Here is an 18,092-nt window from a genome sequence, read left to right on the forward strand (position 1 = left end):
AGCAGGGGAAGCAGGGGAGGCATAGGGAGAAATAAGCGGAGAACCCCGATTAGTAGCAAAGGTTGAGACTAAAGTGAATTCCTCGATAAAGTTAAATGATTACAAACAGCAAATAGCAAATCTCTATAGCGATCGCAGTGCTAATTACGATCGCGGCGATTGGCATCCACGAATTGCACGCCGTCTTGTCGAATACGCAGAACTTAACTCAGGACAACACGTTTTAGATCTTGCTACTGGAACGGGTATGGTTGCTATCGAAGCCGCTCAAATTGTCGGCACTTCGGGACGGGTAATTGGGATTTATATCTCAGCAGGAATGCTAGATAAAGCAAAGCAAAAAGCTCGATCGCTCGGTTTGAATAACCTTGAGTTTCTACTTGCAGATGCCGAAGCTTTAAATTTACCAGACAACAGTTGCGCTCGCATTTTTTGTTCGTCAGCTTTTATTTGGATGTCCGATTTAATTGCTGCCTTACGGCTTTGGCATCAGTTGCTAAAGCCAGAAGGATTACTCGGCTTCCATGCCTTTGCCGAAACAGCTTTTATACCAGGAGTTGTGGCACAGAACGTACTAAAAAAATATGGTGTTTCTCTGTTACTTAATAAGCCAACGGGAACGGTAGAAAAATGTCATAATTTGTTGCAGCAAGCGGGTTTTGATGAAATTAACATCAAAACAGAAACAGATGGTAGCTACATCAGTCTAGAGAAAGCCAAACAAATGTGGCTCAATCTTAGCTCGTTGCCCACACCAGGACAGTATCCCAATCCTTTGTCAAAACTTTCATCCGAGCAATTGCTAAAGGCTAAAAATGAATTTGATGCCGAATTAGAGCAGCTAAATACCAAACGAGGTATTTGGAACGATGCCACTGTTTTTTATACCTTTGGACGTAAGCCAAAATCCAGCGTTAATTAAATTAATTGAATAAGGTATTCAGTTTCCAAACTTTTTAAGACTGCAATAAACTTTACAATAAAAATTTCAGGAAATATAAAAGCAAGAGTAATGAGCGAATTTGATTACGATTTAATTATTATTGGTGCGGGTGTAGGCGGACACGGTGCGGCACTACACGCAGTTAAGTGTGGCTTGAAAACCGCAATTGTCGAAGCGGGAGATATGGGCGGAACTTGCGTCAATCGCGGCTGTATTCCTTCTAAAGCATTACTTGCGGCTTCTGGTAGGGTCAGAGAGTTGACTAACACCCATCACTTAGAGGATATGGGGATTAGGTTTGGTGGTGGAGTACAATTCGATCGTAGCGCGATCGCCGCTCATGCTACAGATTTGGTCGAAAAAATTCAGGGAGATCTAACTAATAGTCTCAAACGTCTCAAGGTAGATATCATTCGCGGTTGGGGACAAGTGGCGGGCAAGCAAAAAGTAACAGTAGAGACAGCCGAGGGGGAAAAAACTTTTACTGCTAAAGATATTATGCTCTGTCCTGGTTCGATTCCCTTTGTTCCTCCTGGTATAGAAGTAGACGACAAAACCGTATTTACTAGCGATAGTGCAGTAAGACTGGAATCACTTCCCGACTGGATCGCCATCATTGGTAGTGGCTACATCGGTTTGGAATTTTCTGATGTTTATACGGCTTTGGGCTGCGAAGTAACCATGATTGAAGCTTTAGATAACTTAATGCCTGGTTTCGATCCCGACATTGCCAAAATCGCCCAGAGAGTTTTGATCGCTCCTCGCGATATTGAAACCTATCAAGGTGTGTTCGCTACTAAAGTTACCCCTGGCACACCAGTGGTTATCGAATTAACTGATGCTAAGACTAAAGAAGTAGTAAATGTATTAGAAGTAGATGCCTGTCTGGTAGCAACTGGACGGATCCCCGCCACTAAAAAGCTTGGTTTGGAAAGATTAGCCGTCAGTACCGACAAGCGAGGCTTTATTCCCGTTAACGATAAAATGCAGGTACTACGCGATGGCGAACCAGTACCCCATCTTTGGGCTGTGGGAGATGCTACGGGTAAATTAATGTTGGCTCATGCTGCTTCTGGGCAGGGAGTAGTAGCAGTAGAAAATATTTGCGGACAGGAAAAAGAAATCGACTATCGCAGTATTCCCGCTGCTGCGTTTACCCACCCCGAAATTAGCTATGTAGGCTTAACCGAGGCACAGGCAAAAGAATTGGGCGAAAAAGAAGGCTGGGAAGCAGCTACCGTCAAAACTTACTATAAAGGCAATTCTAAAGCCTTGGCTGAAGGAGAAACTGACGGTATGGCAAAGGTAGTGTACCGTAAGGATACTGGAGAACTATTGGGAGTTCATATTATCGGTATCCACGCTTCCGACTTGATTCAAGAAGCCGCCAATGCGATCGCCCGCAGAGAATCGGTACAAAACCTATCGTTTAACATTCACACCCATCCTACCCTTTCTGAAGTTCTCGATGAGGCTTACAAACGCGCTCAAGTAGTTGGCGTTTAATTCGATCTTTTCTCACAGGTAGGGATGTAAAAGTCCCTACAATAAAAATTGCTGGTTTTAGATAATTTAAAAATGCAAATTAGACGCAGAAATCCCAATCCTCAAGTCAACACAGGGGAAGTAATCTATAAGTCAAAAATTCCCAATACCGAGCCACAGCATATTTTAGAAGAAATTGTCTGGTACAAAGAAACCGAAGTAGATAGAATGCGCGATCGCCTGCCGTTGCAAAAGTTACGCCAACAGGTTGCCGATGTACCTCCAGCAAAAGATTTTCTCGCTGCTTTGCGACAAGGCAAAACCAATCCTGCTTTAATAGCAGAAGTCAAAAAAGCTTCGCCATCTAAAGGGGTAATTAGAGAAGACTTCAATCCTGTAGCGATCGCTCAGGCATACGAACGAGGAGGCGCGAGTTGTCTTTCGGTATTGACCGACAAAAAGTTTTTTCAGGGTAGCTTTGATAACCTTAGCTTGGTTAGAAAGTCGGTAGACTTACCTCTATTGTGCAAAGAATTTATCATCTATCCCTACCAGATCTTTTTTGCCCGTGCTAAGGGTGCTGATGCAGTTTTATTGATTGCGGCGATTTTAAACGATCGCGACCTAAATTATTTTGTCAAAATTACAAAATCTCTAGGTATGACACCTTTGATTGAGGTTCATACTCTAGCAGAATTAGATCGGGTACTGGCGATCGACGACGTAGAGTTAATTGGAATTAATAACCGCAACCTGGAAGATTTTTCGGTTAGTTTGCAGACTACTCAAGATCTACTACAAGCCAGACGAGAAAAATTAATTGCCAGAGATATATTAATAGTCAGCGAATCTGGTTTGCATACGCCAGAAGACTTAAACACGGTTACAAAAGCAGGAGCAAAAGCCGTTTTGATTGGCGAATCTTTAGTCAAACAAGACGCTATAGAACAAGCAGTTTCTGAGTTGTTTTCTGTTTGAAAATGTGAGGCGATCGCAACTAAAGTAGCAAGTAGCCAGTTTGAAAATATACGCAGTGAATTAATTAATGATAAATTTCTCACAGGGATTAGTAGAAACAGTTTCCAGACTATTTCCCGATGCGATTTTCTATAAAAAAACTACCGAAAAAGTGGTTGCTCTGACTATAGATGATGCACCTAGCTATGACGATCCCGACGATCTTGCTACTCAACTAATATTAGATGCGATCGCCAGACATAACTCTCAGCTTAGTCCCTCTCAACAGGTTAGAGCTACTTTTTTTATTATTAGCAACCACATTGAAGACCACTCTGATATTTTGCAAAAAATTATCGATTGCGGTCATGAAGTTGGCAATCATGGTATCGCTGATAGCACTCATGCCTGGTTGACTACTTTAGAGTTTGAAAAGCAACTTAAAGAAGCGCAAGAAAAATTGCTGGCTCTAACGGGGAAGAGTCGTATCAGATGGTATCGTCCTGGTAGGGGTATCTACAATCGCCAAATGTTAAAAGCGGTCGAGCATCTGACAGAACAAGAAGACTATGATATGAAATTGGTATTGGCTTCGATGATTCCCGTAGATACTTACGATTTAGCCAATCATCCTCGACTGACTGCTTGGTATGTCAGACAGTTAGTTTTTCCTGGAGCAATTTTAGTATTTCATGCAGGTTCGGCAAAAGTTGCTCGACAGACTGCTACAGCGTTAGAGATGATTTTGGACGAATTAGCAAAGAAAAATTACCGTGTCGTTTCCATGAGCGAGTTATGGGATCTGTATTAAATTAAAAATCAACCAATAAACTCTTCCAGCAAGCAGAATGGCAATACCCAAATTAGTTATTGGCAATAAGAACTATTCATCATGGTCTTTAAGAGCTTGGCTGATGCTGTCCAAGTTAGAGATATTTGAAGAAGTGCTGGTGCCATTATCTACAGCAGGATCTAAGGAACGGCTACTTAGCTATTCTCCTACAGGCAAAGTACCTGTTTATCTAGAAGACGATCTGGTAATTTGGGATACGATCGCGATCGCAGAATACCTGGCAGAAAAATATCCCCAACTATTACCAAGGGACACTAAGCAGCGTGCTAGAGCACGTTCTATTTCAGCAGAAATGCACTCTGGTTTTTTTGCCTTAAGAGAAAATATGCCTATGAATTGCCGTGCCACAGATCGCAGAGTGGAACTTACTCCAGAATTAACCAGTGATATCGATCGCGTTCGAGCTATCTGGACTGAGTGCAGAAACGACAACGCCGCAGCAGGTTCGTGGCTGTTTGGTTCTTTTAGTATGGCAGATGCGATGTTTGCTCCAGTAGTTTTTCGGTTTAATACCTATGGAGTCGAGTGCGATCGCCTAGAAACTGAGTATATGCAAACGGTGTTACAAGACTCCGATGTCCAGCAGTGGTACGAAGCTGCTGTAAAAGAGCCAGAAGTTATAGAGGAAGAAGAAGTAGGGATGAACTAGTACCGCTACGCGGAAATCAAAAGTTAAAAGCGAGGCAGCGCGGTCTTGGGGGTTTCCCCGCAGGAAGCAAAGCTTTCAAGCGTCGCTAGACGCGACTTCGAGCCTTGCTCGTGCAGCGACTGCGTCAAGAAGTTAAAAGTCAAAAGCTTTAAACGGTTGCTTTATTTATGCCCTAGTCTACTAGTAACTCTTCAAACAATTAGGTGTTTTTCTACTAGTGCGGGAACTTGTTTGGGATTTACTTTACTATAGCGGCTTTTATCTGGCATCATTACTATATTGGGAGCCTGTTTGCACTTTTTCAGACAGCCAGTTTTTTTAATTTCAATTTCATTTTCTAAGCCGCTTTTGCGAAACATCTCCGTAAGTTTATCGTGAATTATTTTACCGCCGCGCTTCCAACAGTTGTTTTTTTGACAGATCAATACTTTGGCTTTTACTTTTTTCTGGCGATCGAAGATTGGTGCTAGAGAAACTTTTTTTTCTTTAACTTTTACATTTGCTGGCTTGAGATTACAGGCAACTAAATCGATCGAGTTGGCTTTTAATTTAATTTTACCTGTCTTAAAATTTTGCTTCTGTTGCCCTAATACTTTTAAACGACAACCTTTAGAGATATTTTTATCTAAATTTTTGCGAATTGTCTTGCTTACTTTAATCCAATATTCACCTCGATCGCTAACGAGTTTGAGATATTTGATTTTTCCTTTTTTCTTCGAGGTTTTTTGCAGTTCTCCAATCAAGTTGAATTCAGAAACTCGGTATTTAGTTTTTCCCATTGCCTGCTGTGTATTATATCTGCCGATATTTTTAGGAATTATTGCGATAATTTTCTATTTGCCAACAGCGATCTAACCAGGTAACTAGTTCGTGACGTGGTGCGCTGTGCTGTTTGACAACGCTCCAAATTTGAATAGCTGCTCTTACATCATTCAATCGTACCCATAAAGGCTCATTGGTAGCACAATGACAAGTTATTTCTAACGCCTGCAAACGATGAAATATTTGCCATCTATGCGTCCAGATGACTTCTAAAGCTTTTTCTCCGTTTGCCTTTAAGTTGAGTTTTGTTTGATTTTGATGAAAGCGATCGCTATAATTCATTGATTCTACTCTACCTGATTTTTACAGTTTTTAGTTTTTCTCTGCAAATTTAACTTTAATAACTCTTGTAAGCTTATTGAGAAAGAAATGCAATTATTAAATTTGAATTTTATTATACTTGGTAGATGCTAATAAATGTCAATAAAGATGCGATAAATTTTTAGTTATCGAGCAACGTATTTTAAATTTGTTGCATAAACATCGGGGAAGAAACATACAAAAGATATACTGATTCAAGATCGATTGATAAATAATAGATGTGTCCTCGCGCTAAAATTCGCACTCCGAAAGCAATTCACCAATCGAAAGCAGCAAAACTGTGGATTCTTTTAGTTGGAGTCAATCATTATCAAGATGGAGCGAACTTACCGTCTTTAAGATATTCTGCTTTAGACTGTCAGGGGTTAGGGAAAGCTCTAGAGTCAGCAACAGTAGGCTTTGCAGCTAAAGAAATTATCGTACATCACGATTATGCAACGCGCCAACCTAGTAGAGCTTCGGTATTTAATAGCCTCAAGCATATTGTCACTTCTGCCCATCATGACGACACAATTCTGTTTTATTTTTCGGGACATGGAATTTTAGAACCCACTACTCAGCAAATAGTTTTATGTTTGGCAGACACCCAGAAAGATCGACTATTAGAGACAGGGTTGGTACTAAAACAATTATTAAAACAGTTAGAATCTGCCGCCAGTCAACAACTGGTCTGGTTGGATGCCTGCCACAGTGGCGGTATGTCTTTACGAGGAACAACTGCGTTAAACGATCCGAGCGATCGATTAGTAAAATTGTTACGGCGTAAAGCATCTCAGAGTCAGGGTTTTTATGCTTTGCTTTCTTGCGATCGCGCCCAACAGTCCTGGGAGTTTCCCGAATTGGGACACGGCGTATTTACTTATTATTTAATGCGAGGTTTACAGGGAGAAGCCGCCGACACCCAGGGAATTATTGAAGCCGACGCTTTGTATCAATATGTCTATCACCAAACTCTACGCTACATCGACAAAACCAATCAGCAAATTCGGCTAATCAATCAGCAAAAGAGCAGCAGGGGAGAAAGCAAGCTTCAGTCAGAATTTCCCTTACAAACTCCCAAGCGCATTGTTGAAGGATTCGGTAAGGTAGTTTTAGGCAAGCGATCGCCAGTTGCGGTAAATACTAATTCCCGTCAGGCTGTAGTAATTGATGGCGGACGAGATAACAGTATTACTTTAGCTTTGAGCAAAGTATTACGAGGTAAAGGTGGTTTTAGCCTTAATTATTTTCCGCAAGCCGAGTGGAAATGGTCGGCAGTGAGTAGAGCAATTATTGCCAGTTTTGATGCTAATCCCAAGGCAGCAAGCAAAGTAACAACCGCGTTACTGTATTTAAAAGGAAAAGTTGTAACTAGCGAAGGAGAAGCTAAATTAATTCTTAAAAATGGCGTAAGTCTGTCTCGTTCCTGGTTGCGACAGGCACTAAAAAATTCTCGCGCCGTTCATCAAATAGTTATTTTAGACTGTCCTGAAGCTAACACTATTAATGAGTGGATTGAGGAGTTGCAGTTAGAAAGAGGTCAGTGTCTGATTGCTGCTAATGCCTTATCCCAAGACTCAGAGCAGTTTACACGGATATTGTTAGAGACTTTAGAAAACGCCGATAGTCAATCTGGCTTTTCCGTAGCTGCTTTAATTGCCCAACTGCAAGTTGCTCTAGCCGATACTAAAATTATTCCCCAGATTTGGTTATCGGGTACCCAAGGTGTAATCGAAGTTCTACCTGCCAAAAGTTCGGTCAATGAAGATTCAGGAATTTACGATCTCAATCTCTGTCCCTACAGGGGTTTGAAAGCTTTTGATGAAGATAACGCCCAGTATTTTTACGGACGAGAAGAACTAGTACAGTGGTTGCTCGACCATACCAATCACAATTCTGTTATAGCTGTAGTAGGGGCATCTGGTAGCGGCAAATCTTCAGTGGTGCAGGCGGGACTGATAGCGCAACTGCGACAGGGAAAACATATTCCTCAGAGCGATCGCTGGTGGTTGGGTTGTTTTCGCCCTGGTAGCAAACCTATCGAAGCTCTAGCAAAAAGCTTGACCGATTCTGGTAACAAGCAGCAGAAAGCGCAGCAGCAGCTACAAATAGAAGGATTACTCTATCAGGGTGTAGAAGGATTTGTCTGTTGGTTACGCAGCCGTCCAGAACCAGTAGTGTTATTAGCGATCGACCAGTTTGAAGAATTATTTACTCTGGCAGATATTAGAGATAGACAACAATTTCTGGAATTGATTTTGGGTGCGGTTAAATATGCAGGCGATCGCTTCAAGCTAGTTTTTACTATTAGGGCAGATTTTGTCGCTTCCTGTTTGGAAATCCCCGAACTGGCAACCCTGGTACAGCAGCATACTATTTTAGTTCCTCCTTACTTAACCAAAGAAGATTATCGCAGCGCGATCGCCAAACCAGCCGAACAAGTAGGCTTAAAAGTCGAACCAGGGTTAATAGAGATATTACTGCAAGACTTAGATCGTTCTGCTGGCGATTTACCCTTACTACAATTTGTTTTACAACAGTTATGGCAACGCCGTCAGGGAGGTAAACTAACTTTTGCGGCATATCAGCAGCTAGGAGGAATTAAAGGAGCGTTAGAAAGACAGGCAGAAGCAGTTTATCAGAGTCTCGATCCTCAAGCCAAGGAATGCGCTCGCTGGATTTTTCTCAGTCTGACTAAGTTGGGAGACGGTACGGAAGATACGCGCCGTCGCGTTACTAAATCCGAGCTAGTCGTCCAAAAATATCCTGCCGACTTAGTAGAACAAACATTACAAAAATTAACTGCGGCTAATTTGCTGGTAGTCAACTTAGATCGTGGAATTGCTGGACAAGGTAGAAGTGCCGTGACACCACCTGCCGAGGACGAACTATTTCTCGAAACTATGCGGCAAGAAGCCACCGTAGAAGTAGTTCACGAAATTTTGATCCATCATTGGTCTACCCTACGCTGGTGGATCGAAGAAAATCGTACCAGACTGCGATCGCAGCGACAGATCGAACGCGCCGCTAACTTATGGCAGCAACAAAACAAACAGCCAGACTTTTTACTACAAGGTGTGCGTTTAGCTGAAGCGGAAGAAATTTATGTCAAATATACCGACGAACTCAGCCCCATAGCTCAAGAATTTGTTGCCACCTGTCTCGATGCTCAACTCGCAGCACAAACAGCAGCCAAACGACGATTGAGAAAAGCACGAATAACTGCGGCAGCATTAGGAATATTAGGTTTAGCTGCTACTGCCTTTGGGGTAGCTGCCTATCGGCAAAAGCTCATCGCTCAAGTTAATAATATCGGCACTCTTAATACTTCCTCTGAGGCTTTACTAGTATCCGATCGACAGTTAGAATCTCTGGTTACTAGCGTCAAAGCAGGCAAACAGATAGAGCAAATTGGCAGCTTCGGACGGCAGTTAATTGGCAACGATAACTGGCAAAATACCAAACTCAAAACCGCTGCAACTTTACAGCAGTCAGTTTACGGTACTCAAGAATTAAATCGTTTGACGGGACACGCGCAACAAGTTAATGCCGTAGCCTACAGTCCCGATGGTGAATTGCTGGCAACCGCTAGCGACGATAATACGATTAAGCTTTGGGATAATAACGGTCAATTGATTACTACCTTAAAAAGGCATCAAGATGCTGTCATCGATATTGTTTTTAATCCAAAACGCCAACGTCCCTACCTACTAGCAACCGCTAGTGCCGATAATACAATTATCCTCTGGGAAATAACAGGCAATAACGTCACACAAATATCGCAACTTGTCGGACATCAAGACTGGATTACTAAGTTAGCTTTTAGTTCTGACGGCAATTTGCTGGCTTCTGCCAGTCGTGACGGTACGATAAAATTATGGAACAAAGCAGGTTTAGAAGTTGATACTTTATCGGGACATGAAGGTTGGGTAAATTCGGTTAGCTTTAGTAGCGATAATAAACTTCTGATTTCGGGCGACGAGGCAGGCAATATTAAACTATGGCAGCGCAATCGCAATGGTATCAAAGAAATTAAAACTATTAGCGAGCAGCAACGAGTTACCAATGTTGGCTTTATTGACAATAAACACTTTGCTACTGCTGGCGATGATGGAATAGTAAAACTATGGCAGCTAAGTAATGATAATTTAGTTAACTCTTATTCCAATAGCGGACAAGTGAACAGCTTTAGCTTTAGTCCCGATGGTAAATACTTGGCATCTGCAACCAGAGAAGGTATTTATATTTGGAATCGTGACGGTTTGCTGTTACAAACTTTAAACGGACATACAGGCGAAGTTTTAGATGTCAGTTTTAAAAAACCTATATCTAACTCTAGCGGTGACTACCAACTAGTTTCTACTGGAGTAGACAAAACCGTCAGAATCTGGCAGATAAACGGCAATAATTCTAGCGATAATGGTGGAATTTACAGTATCGCTACATCTCCTACCGAGCCAGATGTATTTGCTGCGGCTGGTTGGGATGGCAAAATAAAGATTTGGCAAGAAGATTCTAGCGGCACTCCCCAACTAGTTCGCACTTTACCAGGACACGATGCGGCTATTTCCCAAATTCAATACACTCCCGATGGCAAACTCATTGCTTCGGGCAGTCAAGATAATACGATTAAACTTTGGAATGCTAAAACAGGAGATTTAATTACTACTCTGACAGGACATCGAGAAGCAATTAATAATCTGGCTTTAGTTGCAGAAAATAAATGGCAAGCAGGAAGTTATCTTTTAGTATCTGGTAGCGAAGATAACACCCTCAAGCTCTGGAAAATTGATAATCAACGTGGCGAACTAATTACAACTATGCAGGGACACCAAGACAGCGTTAAAAGCGTTGCTGTTAGTCCCAACGGCAAACTTATCGCTTCTGGTAGTTACGACAACACGATTAAACTTTGGAATACAGACGGAGAATTAATCGACACTCTATCGGGACACAACTTAGTTATAACTTCGCTGCAATTTAGTCCCGATAGTAGAACTTTAGCTTCAGGTAGTTGGGATAATACCGTTAAACTATGGCAGATAAATAGCAGTGGTAAAAACTTCAAGCTGTCTCATACCCTAACCGCTCATCAAGATGGCGTTACTAGCCTCGACTTTAACTCTGAAGGAACAATTTTAGCTTCGGCTAGCGGCGATCGCACCATTAAACTTTGGGATGTTAATAGCGGCAAACTGATTAAAAACCTTCAGGGACATTCCAGCCAAATTAACAGTGTCGCCTTTACTAATGACGACATAACTATTATTAGTGCTGAAGAACAGCAGGGTTTATTCTGGTGGAATTTAGAACTAGATAGTTTATTAACTAAAGGATGCGATCGCCTGTCGGATTATTTACAAAATAATGCCGATCTCAGCCAGCAAGATCGGCAAATTTGCGATTGAGATCGATTGCTAAGCTGCCAAACCACTATGTCTTAACAATGGTTCGGTTTGAGGTTCGCGTCCGCGAAACTGTTTGAATACTTCCATCGGATGCAAACTACCACCCAAAGCTAAGACGGTATCGCGATAGAGCTTACCGACTTTAGAAATTGCCGTTTCATCATCCAAACCAGCTTCTTCAAAAGCGGCAAAGGCATCGGCACTGAGAACTTCTGCCCATTTATAACTGTAGTAACCTGCCGCATAGCCGCCAGCAAAGATATGTCCGAAGGAACACAAGAAATTATCTTCGGGTAGTGGTTGTAAAATGCTGGTAGTTTCTGCAATGCGATCGCGCACTTGGTTGGGTGTTTCTTCGCCTCCTGGCTGATAGCGGTGATGCAGTTCGATGTCTACCAAGCCAAAATGTAGCTGGCGCAGCATTGCCGAACCACTCATATAGTTTTTAGCCGCTAAGAGCTTTTGATAATACTCTTCGGGTAGAGTTTCGCCAGTTTGATAGTGTTTTGCCATACCAAATAAAGTGGGGCGATCGTAACACCAGTTTTCCATAAACTGACTGGGTAATTCTACCGCATCCCATTCGACGTTATTGATTCCCGAAGCTCCTAAATAATCTACCTTGGTTAGCATATGCTGTAAGCCGTGACCGAATTCGTGAAAGAGGGTTTCTACTTCTCTAAAAGTCATCAGACTCGGCTTATCTCCCACTGGTGGAGTTTGATTGCAGATTAAATAAGCAACGGGCAAACGAGTAGAAGTTTTGTCCTCTATGGTCATTTTGGCACGTCCGATGCAGTCATCCATCCAGGCACCACCGCGCTTTTCGGCAGGACGGGAATAGGGATCGAGATAGAAATAGGCAATTGTTTCTCCAGTTTCATCCTCGATCTGGAAATAACGGACATCTGGGTGCCATACAGGTGCTTGTCCGTCTGCGGCTTTAACTTTTACGCCAAAAACGCGATCGACAAGACCGAACAAACCGTCTAAAACTCGTTCTAAAGAAAAGTAAGGACGTAGTTCTTCTTCACTAAAGTCAAACTTAGCTTCTCGTTGTTTTTCCGACCAATAAGAAGTATCCCAGTGTTTGAGATCTTGACCTGCAAAAGCTTTTAATTCTTCAAATTCTTGCTGTGCCGCTTCGTAACTAGCAATACGCAACTCTTCAGAAAGTTGTTCTACCGCCTCTACATTTGGTGCCATTTTACGTGCCAGACTCAGTTCGGCAAAGCTATCGAAACCAAGCAGTTTGGCTTTTTCCTGTCTTAATTTCAAGATGCGATCGATATGGGGTTTATTATCCAGTTCGCCCTCAGATGCCCGCGAGATAAAAGCCTTGTAAAGTTTTTCGCGCAACTCTCTATTGGTAGCGTACTTCATAAACGGCATAAAGCTAGGATAATCGAGAGTAACTACCCAAGGTCCTGCTTCTGTTGTTGCTTCTGTTTCGCCTTCTTCCTTGGCGGTTTGTGCCATTAAGCTCAAAGCACTTTCAGGTAAACCTTCCACGTCTTTCTTGTCGGTTAGCTTTAATTTAAAAGCTTTAGTCGCATCGAGAACATTATTAGAAAACTTAGTTGATAGTTCTGCTAGTTCTAACTGAATTTGATTGAACCTTTCTTTGGCTTCTCCTTCTAAGCCTACGCCAGAAAGCTCAAAGTCTCGTAGGGAAGCTTCGACAATACGCTGCTGCGCTGGCTCGAACTGTTTCCACTCTTTACTGTTGCGTAACTCTTTAAAAGCTTCGTAGAGTGGTTTGCTCTGACTGAGTTTATTGTAAAACTTGACTATTTCTGGCTGTATGGTTTCGTAGGCTTCTCTAAGTTCGGGACTATTTTTTACCCCCATTAAATGACCGACAATCCCCCAACTCCAGCCTAGCTTTTCTTCCATCTCTGTTAGGGGTTCGGCTAAACCAGACCAAGTAGGAGTTACGTTGGCTTCTAGTTTAGATAAATCTGCTTCTAGTTCATTTAGTAGCTCCGTCATAGCGGGAACTACATGAGCGGGTTCGATTTTATCGAAGGGAGGTAAACCTTTACCTATTAATAAGGGATTTTTAGCAATTGTTGCGTCGGTCATAAATGATGATGCTGTCAATAAATTTATATATACATTTACGGTAACGCTTTCTGTTCCAAATCTGGAGCGATATTATTGTTGGGATAACCGAAAAATACTAAAAGTTTATTTCAACAGATTCCAAGCTTTAACTAAATTACCCTGCATTAAGGCAGCAACACCTTGGAGAGTTTTTACTTCTGGGATATTTGGATTGAGTTCGGCAGCAATATTTAGTTCTTTAGTTGCCGCTTGGGGTTGCCAGTCGTACAAATAGACAAAAGCAAGATAGGCGTAACCATAGGGATTTTGAGGAGCTAACTCAGTGATTTGGTTAAAAGATGCGATCGCGCCATCTACATCTTGCTGTAATACCTGGGATAAAGCTACTGTATAAAGCCAGTCGAGTCTGTGTTGAGAACTAACAACACCGTGCTGCAAACGATAGGACAAAGCTAGTTCTGTTTGTCGCAAATAATCTTGTCTACCGTCGTACTGATTGATTCTGGCGGTTTGAGCGAAGATCGGCTCTAAAGCTGTAATGCTATCTGCCATCTTAGGCGCGATCGCTCTTAGTTGAGTGACTAAATCTAGTTCGGGGGCTGGTTTTGCTGTAGCGTTGTTAGTAATTTCAAGAGTAACAGGAGGAATATCTATAGGATAAGTTTGTCCCGTATTGCGGTTGAGATAGGTTGCCTTGAGGGTATATTCCCCCTCAGCAATAGTATCTGGAGGCAGCATTGCGGTTCGTTCGACAACTCGAAAAGTAGAATTAGGCTCTATTTCTCTATTAGTTTCTAATGCACCCATACCAAAACTATGGTCATGCAGCCAAAAATTAAAGGAGTTATCGCTTGAATTTTCCCAAGTCAATAAGACTATGCCCGATTGCAATTCAGACCAATTTCCCACCCACTGATAGGTGACGGGAATAGGTACGCCTGAAGGAGATATTTTTGGTAAAAAGATATTTTGCAGAGAAATTTTGTTATTAGATAGATCGGTAGAAATCTTGTCTACTTCTACCAACGGTAATTTGCGATGATATAGATTTAAACTACTATTATCTGGCAGTTGCCAGCTTTGATGCAGATTAAAATCTCCGCCAGATTCTACCAAGTCTACTATTGCAGGTTGAGCATCGGGAATCGAACCTTGGTCGCCTGTTTTAGTAACAAACCAGTCGAGCGATCGCGCATCAGCAACAACTTCATCTTCCCTGACTCCTACCTGACGACCAAAAACTTGAAAGTCTTTTAGTCCGCCGTAAAAAGAAAAGTTATGCTGATTTATTACTGGAGTTGAAGGTAAAACTCCTAAAGTCGATCGCAGGTAAGGAGATGTATCGATAATTGTGTTGATAACTTCTGGATTGGGATAGGGTTTGCCAGTATAAGGATAATGACTGAATTTACCTGTTAAATAATTCCCTCCTAAAGAAAATAAGTTTAACAGCATTAAAACGACTGCCAAACAAATCGTCCCCCAACGGATGTAACGTCGCCAACGTCCAGTCCAAGATAATAAACCCGCAGCTAATATTAAAGACAAAACAGGCAATAAAGGTAAAATGTATCGCGCATCTTTATTGATATTTAAGGAAGAAAGTAAATAACCACCGATTAGAAAAACTGTCAGCCAACGCCATTTTATTGTCTTGATGATATGGAGACTATATTTGTTTCTGCTGAATTTATAAATAGCAAAGAAAATAAAGCCAGCGAGGGAAATTATTAATAAGTGCCAAGAAATTAAATCGGGTAAAACTTTAGCGTAATATGTCCAGGCAGCTAAAGTATTGAGTGCTGGATCGCCCTCAGCGATCGCAGAATCTACCGTCGCCCGTTTTCCAGAAGTTAGAATTAACAGCCAGTTGGTGCGATACCAGGGAAAAGAGATTGCCACAGCAACAAATAAGCTGCTAATAAGCTGTGTCAAACGCCACCACTGACGATTTTTTAAACAAGTAGCTAACAGCCACAACAAGGGAACCAATAAAAAAAATAAAGCAGTTTGCTTGAGTAAAATTGCCAAGCCGAAAGATACACCAAATAGTATTGCTGTGAGTATGGTGTTTTTAAATTTCCAGATTGTTAATAGCCAAAAGCTGAGAGTAACCATTGCTGTTAGAGGATAATCCAGCAAAAACTCCAGGCGATAGTAATACAATCCTGGCATTAGCTGACACAATCCAGCCGCCCATAACCCCAGAATCGGGTTAAACAAGATTACTCCCAAACCATATACGGAAACTAGCAAAATGCTACTATAAACCAGCATTACTGTAGTTGCTGCATCCTGACTCCTGCCCAACCACTGAAAAAACGGCGCGGTCAAAATATAGTGAAATGGGGGAATTTTATTAGTCAACAGCCAAAATTCTCGCCACCATTCCCCATTTAGCCATTGAGGAGTTTGTAAAGTATGAGCGTAATTTAATACTCCGTTGAGATAATCCGCCCTGTCCCAATCTGGTACGGAATTATCTATAGCCAACCACAGGCGATCGCCAAACGCACCTATAAACCAAATTACGACTAGAATCGCCAAACCTTGCTGCCAGCTAAGAGAATGTTGCTGCTTCATAAGTTTTTAAAGCAAGTTTCCGATTCATTGAGTATAAATTTTTTTCTTAGACTTTTATAGTGTTACGCAAATACATTAGGACACTTTAAAAATTTGTTTTTGCAGTTCTACTTGCTACTTGCTACTTGCTACTTACGAACCAATAACTTTGCTTGTCTCAACCGTAACTTTTATATTAGTGTTTCTTAGGATGCCATTTACCGCTATACCAACGTAATAAGACTCTTGCTAACTGTGCGGGGTCGTGGCGGACATAACCACTTTTTTCATCTTCTTCCATGACATTAGCCATAACTACTCTACGATTGAGATTGCCGACTGTTTCGCGATCGAGATAAACGGGATGGGAATTTTCTCTGGCATAGCGTTCTAGAGATTTGGCAGAAGGTGGCTCGTGATGTACTAAAACTGCATCGAATAACTGCTGTTTGCCAATGCGATCGATCGCTCTAATATGATCGCTAACGGTATAGTTATCGGTTTCTCCTGGTTGGGTCATAATATTACAGATATAAATCCGAGGTACCTTAGAACTAGCTACCGCATCGGTAATTTCTGGAACCAAGAAGTTGGGAATAATACTGGTGTAGAGACTTCCAGGACCGATAATAATATATTCTGCTTCTTTGATGGCTTTAACGGCGGCGGGTAAAGCTGGCGGAAATGCAGGCATACAGCCTATACCGCAAATTTTACCGCCAGCTTTAGAAATATTTGATTCTCCCTCGATTAACCTCCCGTCCTCCATCTCTGCCCACAATCTTACGTCGCTAAGAGTTGCAGGTAAAACTTTACCTCTAATTGCCAAAACCTGGGAACTAGCAGCTACTGCCTGTTCCAAATCGCCAGTGATTTCGCTCATTGCCGTCAAGAACAAATTACCAAAACTATGACCGACCAAACCATCTCCTGCTTCAAAACGATACTTAAATAGTTCGGTTAACAATTCTTCTTCGTCGGCTAATGCTGTCAGACAATTACGAATATCGCCAGGAGGCTGTACGCCAATTTCTCTTCTCAATCTGCCAGAAGAACCACCATCGTCAGCAACGGTAACAATAGCCGTAATATTACTGCTATACTGCTTTAGACCTCTAAGCAAAGTAGACAAGCCCGTACCGCCACCAATAACTACAATCTTGGGTCCGCGATTTAAACGACGGCGATCGAGCAGCAAATCTACTAACTCTTTATCTTTATCTATTTGAAAAACTTCACTAATCGAGCCGACAGTACGAGATTGACCCCAAAAAACTAAAAACACGCCCAAGAGCAAGACAATTGGACCTGATATGAAATTGGGTACAATGTTGGCAATAAATCCCAAAAGTCGAGAAGTCAACTCTAGCAAACGATATATTGGTGTGAGCTTTATCCAAATCGCACTGCCAATGACTGCCAGGAAAAAGCCAGTAGCACTTAGCAGTAGCCAGCGTTTAATAAATAATCCAGGAGATAGCCATTTGTACCAACGATTCGCTCTACGAAAACTTTTTTTCTTAGGTAAAGCTGAATTTTTCATCTCGCTCTTAGAAGGTTTTGGACTGTTGCCATTTACTGCGTTTAATGAGTACCAATATCGACTATCGTAGTAGAAACACCTCTAGCATTATCATTCTTAATATGTACTATAAATATTATTAAATAGGAGACAGTCGCTAAATAGATAATAGACTGCCAATCAAACTTACTGTTTATCCTGATTTTTGGCAAGTGAAATCACTGGTTTTCCTAACGCGGAAATAAATTCAGCGTTCCGAACCACTAACTTGCTTGTTTTGGACTTTTCGGGTTTTCCTCTTGCTTTAAAAATGAGAATTACGTTAAATTTAATTAAGAAGAAGTAATCTAAAATAAAATTGACTTGACAAAAATTTTGTTTTTGATATCGGCAAAAGTCTGACTTGACGATTTAGAAGCAAATTTTAAATTACTTTGTCCTAAACGACAAAGTCGGTAACTAACCGTCGATAAAAATCATAATTGGGTAGCAATTGCTAACGAAAAAATCAAAATAATCAATAT

11 protein-coding genes are annotated in these 18,092 nt (G+C 41.6%); 6 read left to right on the plus strand and 5 right to left on the minus strand.

The features are described 5' to 3' along the window. Positions 1-73: 73 nt before the first annotated feature. The 5 genes from KV40_RS21315 to KV40_RS21335 all read left to right on the plus strand — a co-directional run bounded on the left by KV40_RS21315 (position 74) and on the right by KV40_RS21335 (position 4,887). Complete coding sequence (locus KV40_RS21315; RefSeq protein ID WP_036485791.1) at positions 74-922, plus strand: class I SAM-dependent methyltransferase; 849 nt, start codon at positions 74-76, stop codon at positions 920-922. 90 nt (positions 923-1,012) lie between these two features. After that, positions 1,013-2,449 carry a dihydrolipoyl dehydrogenase gene (gene lpdA / locus KV40_RS21320; protein WP_036485792.1) on the plus strand — a complete coding sequence of 479 codons (1,437 nt, stop codon included), beginning with the start codon at positions 1,013-1,015 and terminating at the stop codon, positions 2,447-2,449. 72 nt (positions 2,450-2,521) lie between these two features. After that, on the plus strand, positions 2,522-3,406 hold the full coding sequence (gene trpC / locus KV40_RS21325; protein WP_036486035.1) for an indole-3-glycerol phosphate synthase TrpC: 885 nt from the start codon (positions 2,522-2,524) through the stop codon (positions 3,404-3,406). Between the two features lie 67 nt (positions 3,407-3,473). Continuing rightward, entirely contained in the window at positions 3,474-4,196 is a 723-nt protein-coding gene (locus KV40_RS21330; protein ID WP_052055811.1) for a polysaccharide deacetylase family protein, read from the plus strand. A gap of 37 nt (positions 4,197-4,233) precedes the next feature. Next, a complete protein-coding gene (locus tag KV40_RS21335; protein ID WP_036485793.1) occupies positions 4,234-4,887 on the plus strand; it encodes a glutathione S-transferase family protein in 654 nt (217 codons plus the stop codon). Positions 4,888-5,078: 191 nt separating this feature from the next. On the opposite strand, the gene KV40_RS21340 is transcribed toward KV40_RS21335, so the two are convergent. Beyond that, on the minus strand, positions 5,079-5,666 hold the full coding sequence (locus tag KV40_RS21340; protein ID WP_036485794.1) for a ferredoxin: 588 nt from the start codon (positions 5,664-5,666) through the stop codon (positions 5,079-5,081). A gap of 31 nt (positions 5,667-5,697) precedes the next feature. Then, entirely contained in the window at positions 5,698-5,991 is a 294-nt protein-coding gene (locus tag KV40_RS21345) for an Asr1405/Asl0597 family protein (RefSeq protein ID WP_052055812.1), read from the minus strand. Positions 5,992-6,248: 257 nt separating this feature from the next. Between KV40_RS21345 and KV40_RS21350 the strand changes: the two genes are divergently transcribed. Continuing rightward, positions 6,249-11,417: a caspase family protein gene (locus KV40_RS21350; RefSeq protein WP_036485796.1), complete on the plus strand. Its 5,169-nt coding sequence runs from the start codon at positions 6,249-6,251 to the stop codon at positions 11,415-11,417. A gap of 9 nt (positions 11,418-11,426) precedes the next feature. Here the strand turns inward: KV40_RS21350 and KV40_RS21355 are convergent, their stop codons facing one another. The 3 genes from KV40_RS21355 to yvcK all read right to left on the minus strand — a co-directional run bounded on the left by KV40_RS21355 (position 11,427) and on the right by yvcK (position 17,589). Next, entirely contained in the window at positions 11,427-13,502 is a 2,076-nt protein-coding gene (locus tag KV40_RS21355; protein WP_036485799.1) for a M3 family metallopeptidase, read from the minus strand. A gap of 105 nt (positions 13,503-13,607) precedes the next feature. Further along, a complete protein-coding gene (locus KV40_RS21360; RefSeq protein ID WP_036485801.1) occupies positions 13,608-16,067 on the minus strand; it encodes a glycosyltransferase family 39 protein in 2,460 nt (819 codons plus the stop codon). Between the two features lie 175 nt (positions 16,068-16,242). Further along, positions 16,243-17,589 carry a gluconeogenesis factor YvcK family protein gene (gene yvcK / locus KV40_RS21365; RefSeq protein ID WP_036485803.1) on the minus strand — a complete coding sequence of 449 codons (1,347 nt, stop codon included), beginning with the start codon at positions 17,587-17,589 and terminating at the stop codon, positions 16,243-16,245. Between the last annotated feature and the right edge of the window lie 503 nt (positions 17,590-18,092).

Source organism: Myxosarcina sp. GI1, assembly GCF_000756305.1.
Taxonomy (GTDB): Bacteria; Cyanobacteriota; Cyanobacteriia; order Cyanobacteriales; family Xenococcaceae; genus Myxosarcina.

Bases quoted from the DNA above. Each gene is read 5' to 3' on its own strand.
- yvcK (WP_036485803.1), bottom strand. From the start codon at position 17,589: ATGAAAAATTCAGCTTTACCTAAGAAAAAAAGTTTTCGTAGAGCGAAT.
- KV40_RS21335 (WP_036485793.1), top strand. From the start codon at position 4,234: ATGGCAATACCCAAATTAGTTATTGGCAATAAGAACTATTCATCATGG.
- KV40_RS21345 (WP_052055812.1), bottom strand. From the start codon at position 5,991: ATGAATTATAGCGATCGCTTTCATCAAAATCAAACAAAACTCAACTTA.
- KV40_RS21360 (WP_036485801.1), bottom strand. From the start codon at position 16,067: ATGAAGCAGCAACATTCTCTTAGCTGGCAGCAAGGTTTGGCGATTCTA.
- lpdA (WP_036485792.1), top strand. From the start codon at position 1,013: ATGAGCGAATTTGATTACGATTTAATTATTATTGGTGCGGGTGTAGGC.
- trpC (WP_036486035.1), top strand. From the start codon at position 2,522: ATGCAAATTAGACGCAGAAATCCCAATCCTCAAGTCAACACAGGGGAA.
- KV40_RS21330 (WP_052055811.1), top strand. From the start codon at position 3,474: ATGATAAATTTCTCACAGGGATTAGTAGAAACAGTTTCCAGACTATTT.
- KV40_RS21340 (WP_036485794.1), bottom strand. From the start codon at position 5,666: ATGGGAAAAACTAAATACCGAGTTTCTGAATTCAACTTGATTGGAGAA.
- KV40_RS21355 (WP_036485799.1), bottom strand. From the start codon at position 13,502: ATGACCGACGCAACAATTGCTAAAAATCCCTTATTAATAGGTAAAGGT.
- KV40_RS21350 (WP_036485796.1), top strand. From the start codon at position 6,249: ATGTGTCCTCGCGCTAAAATTCGCACTCCGAAAGCAATTCACCAATCG.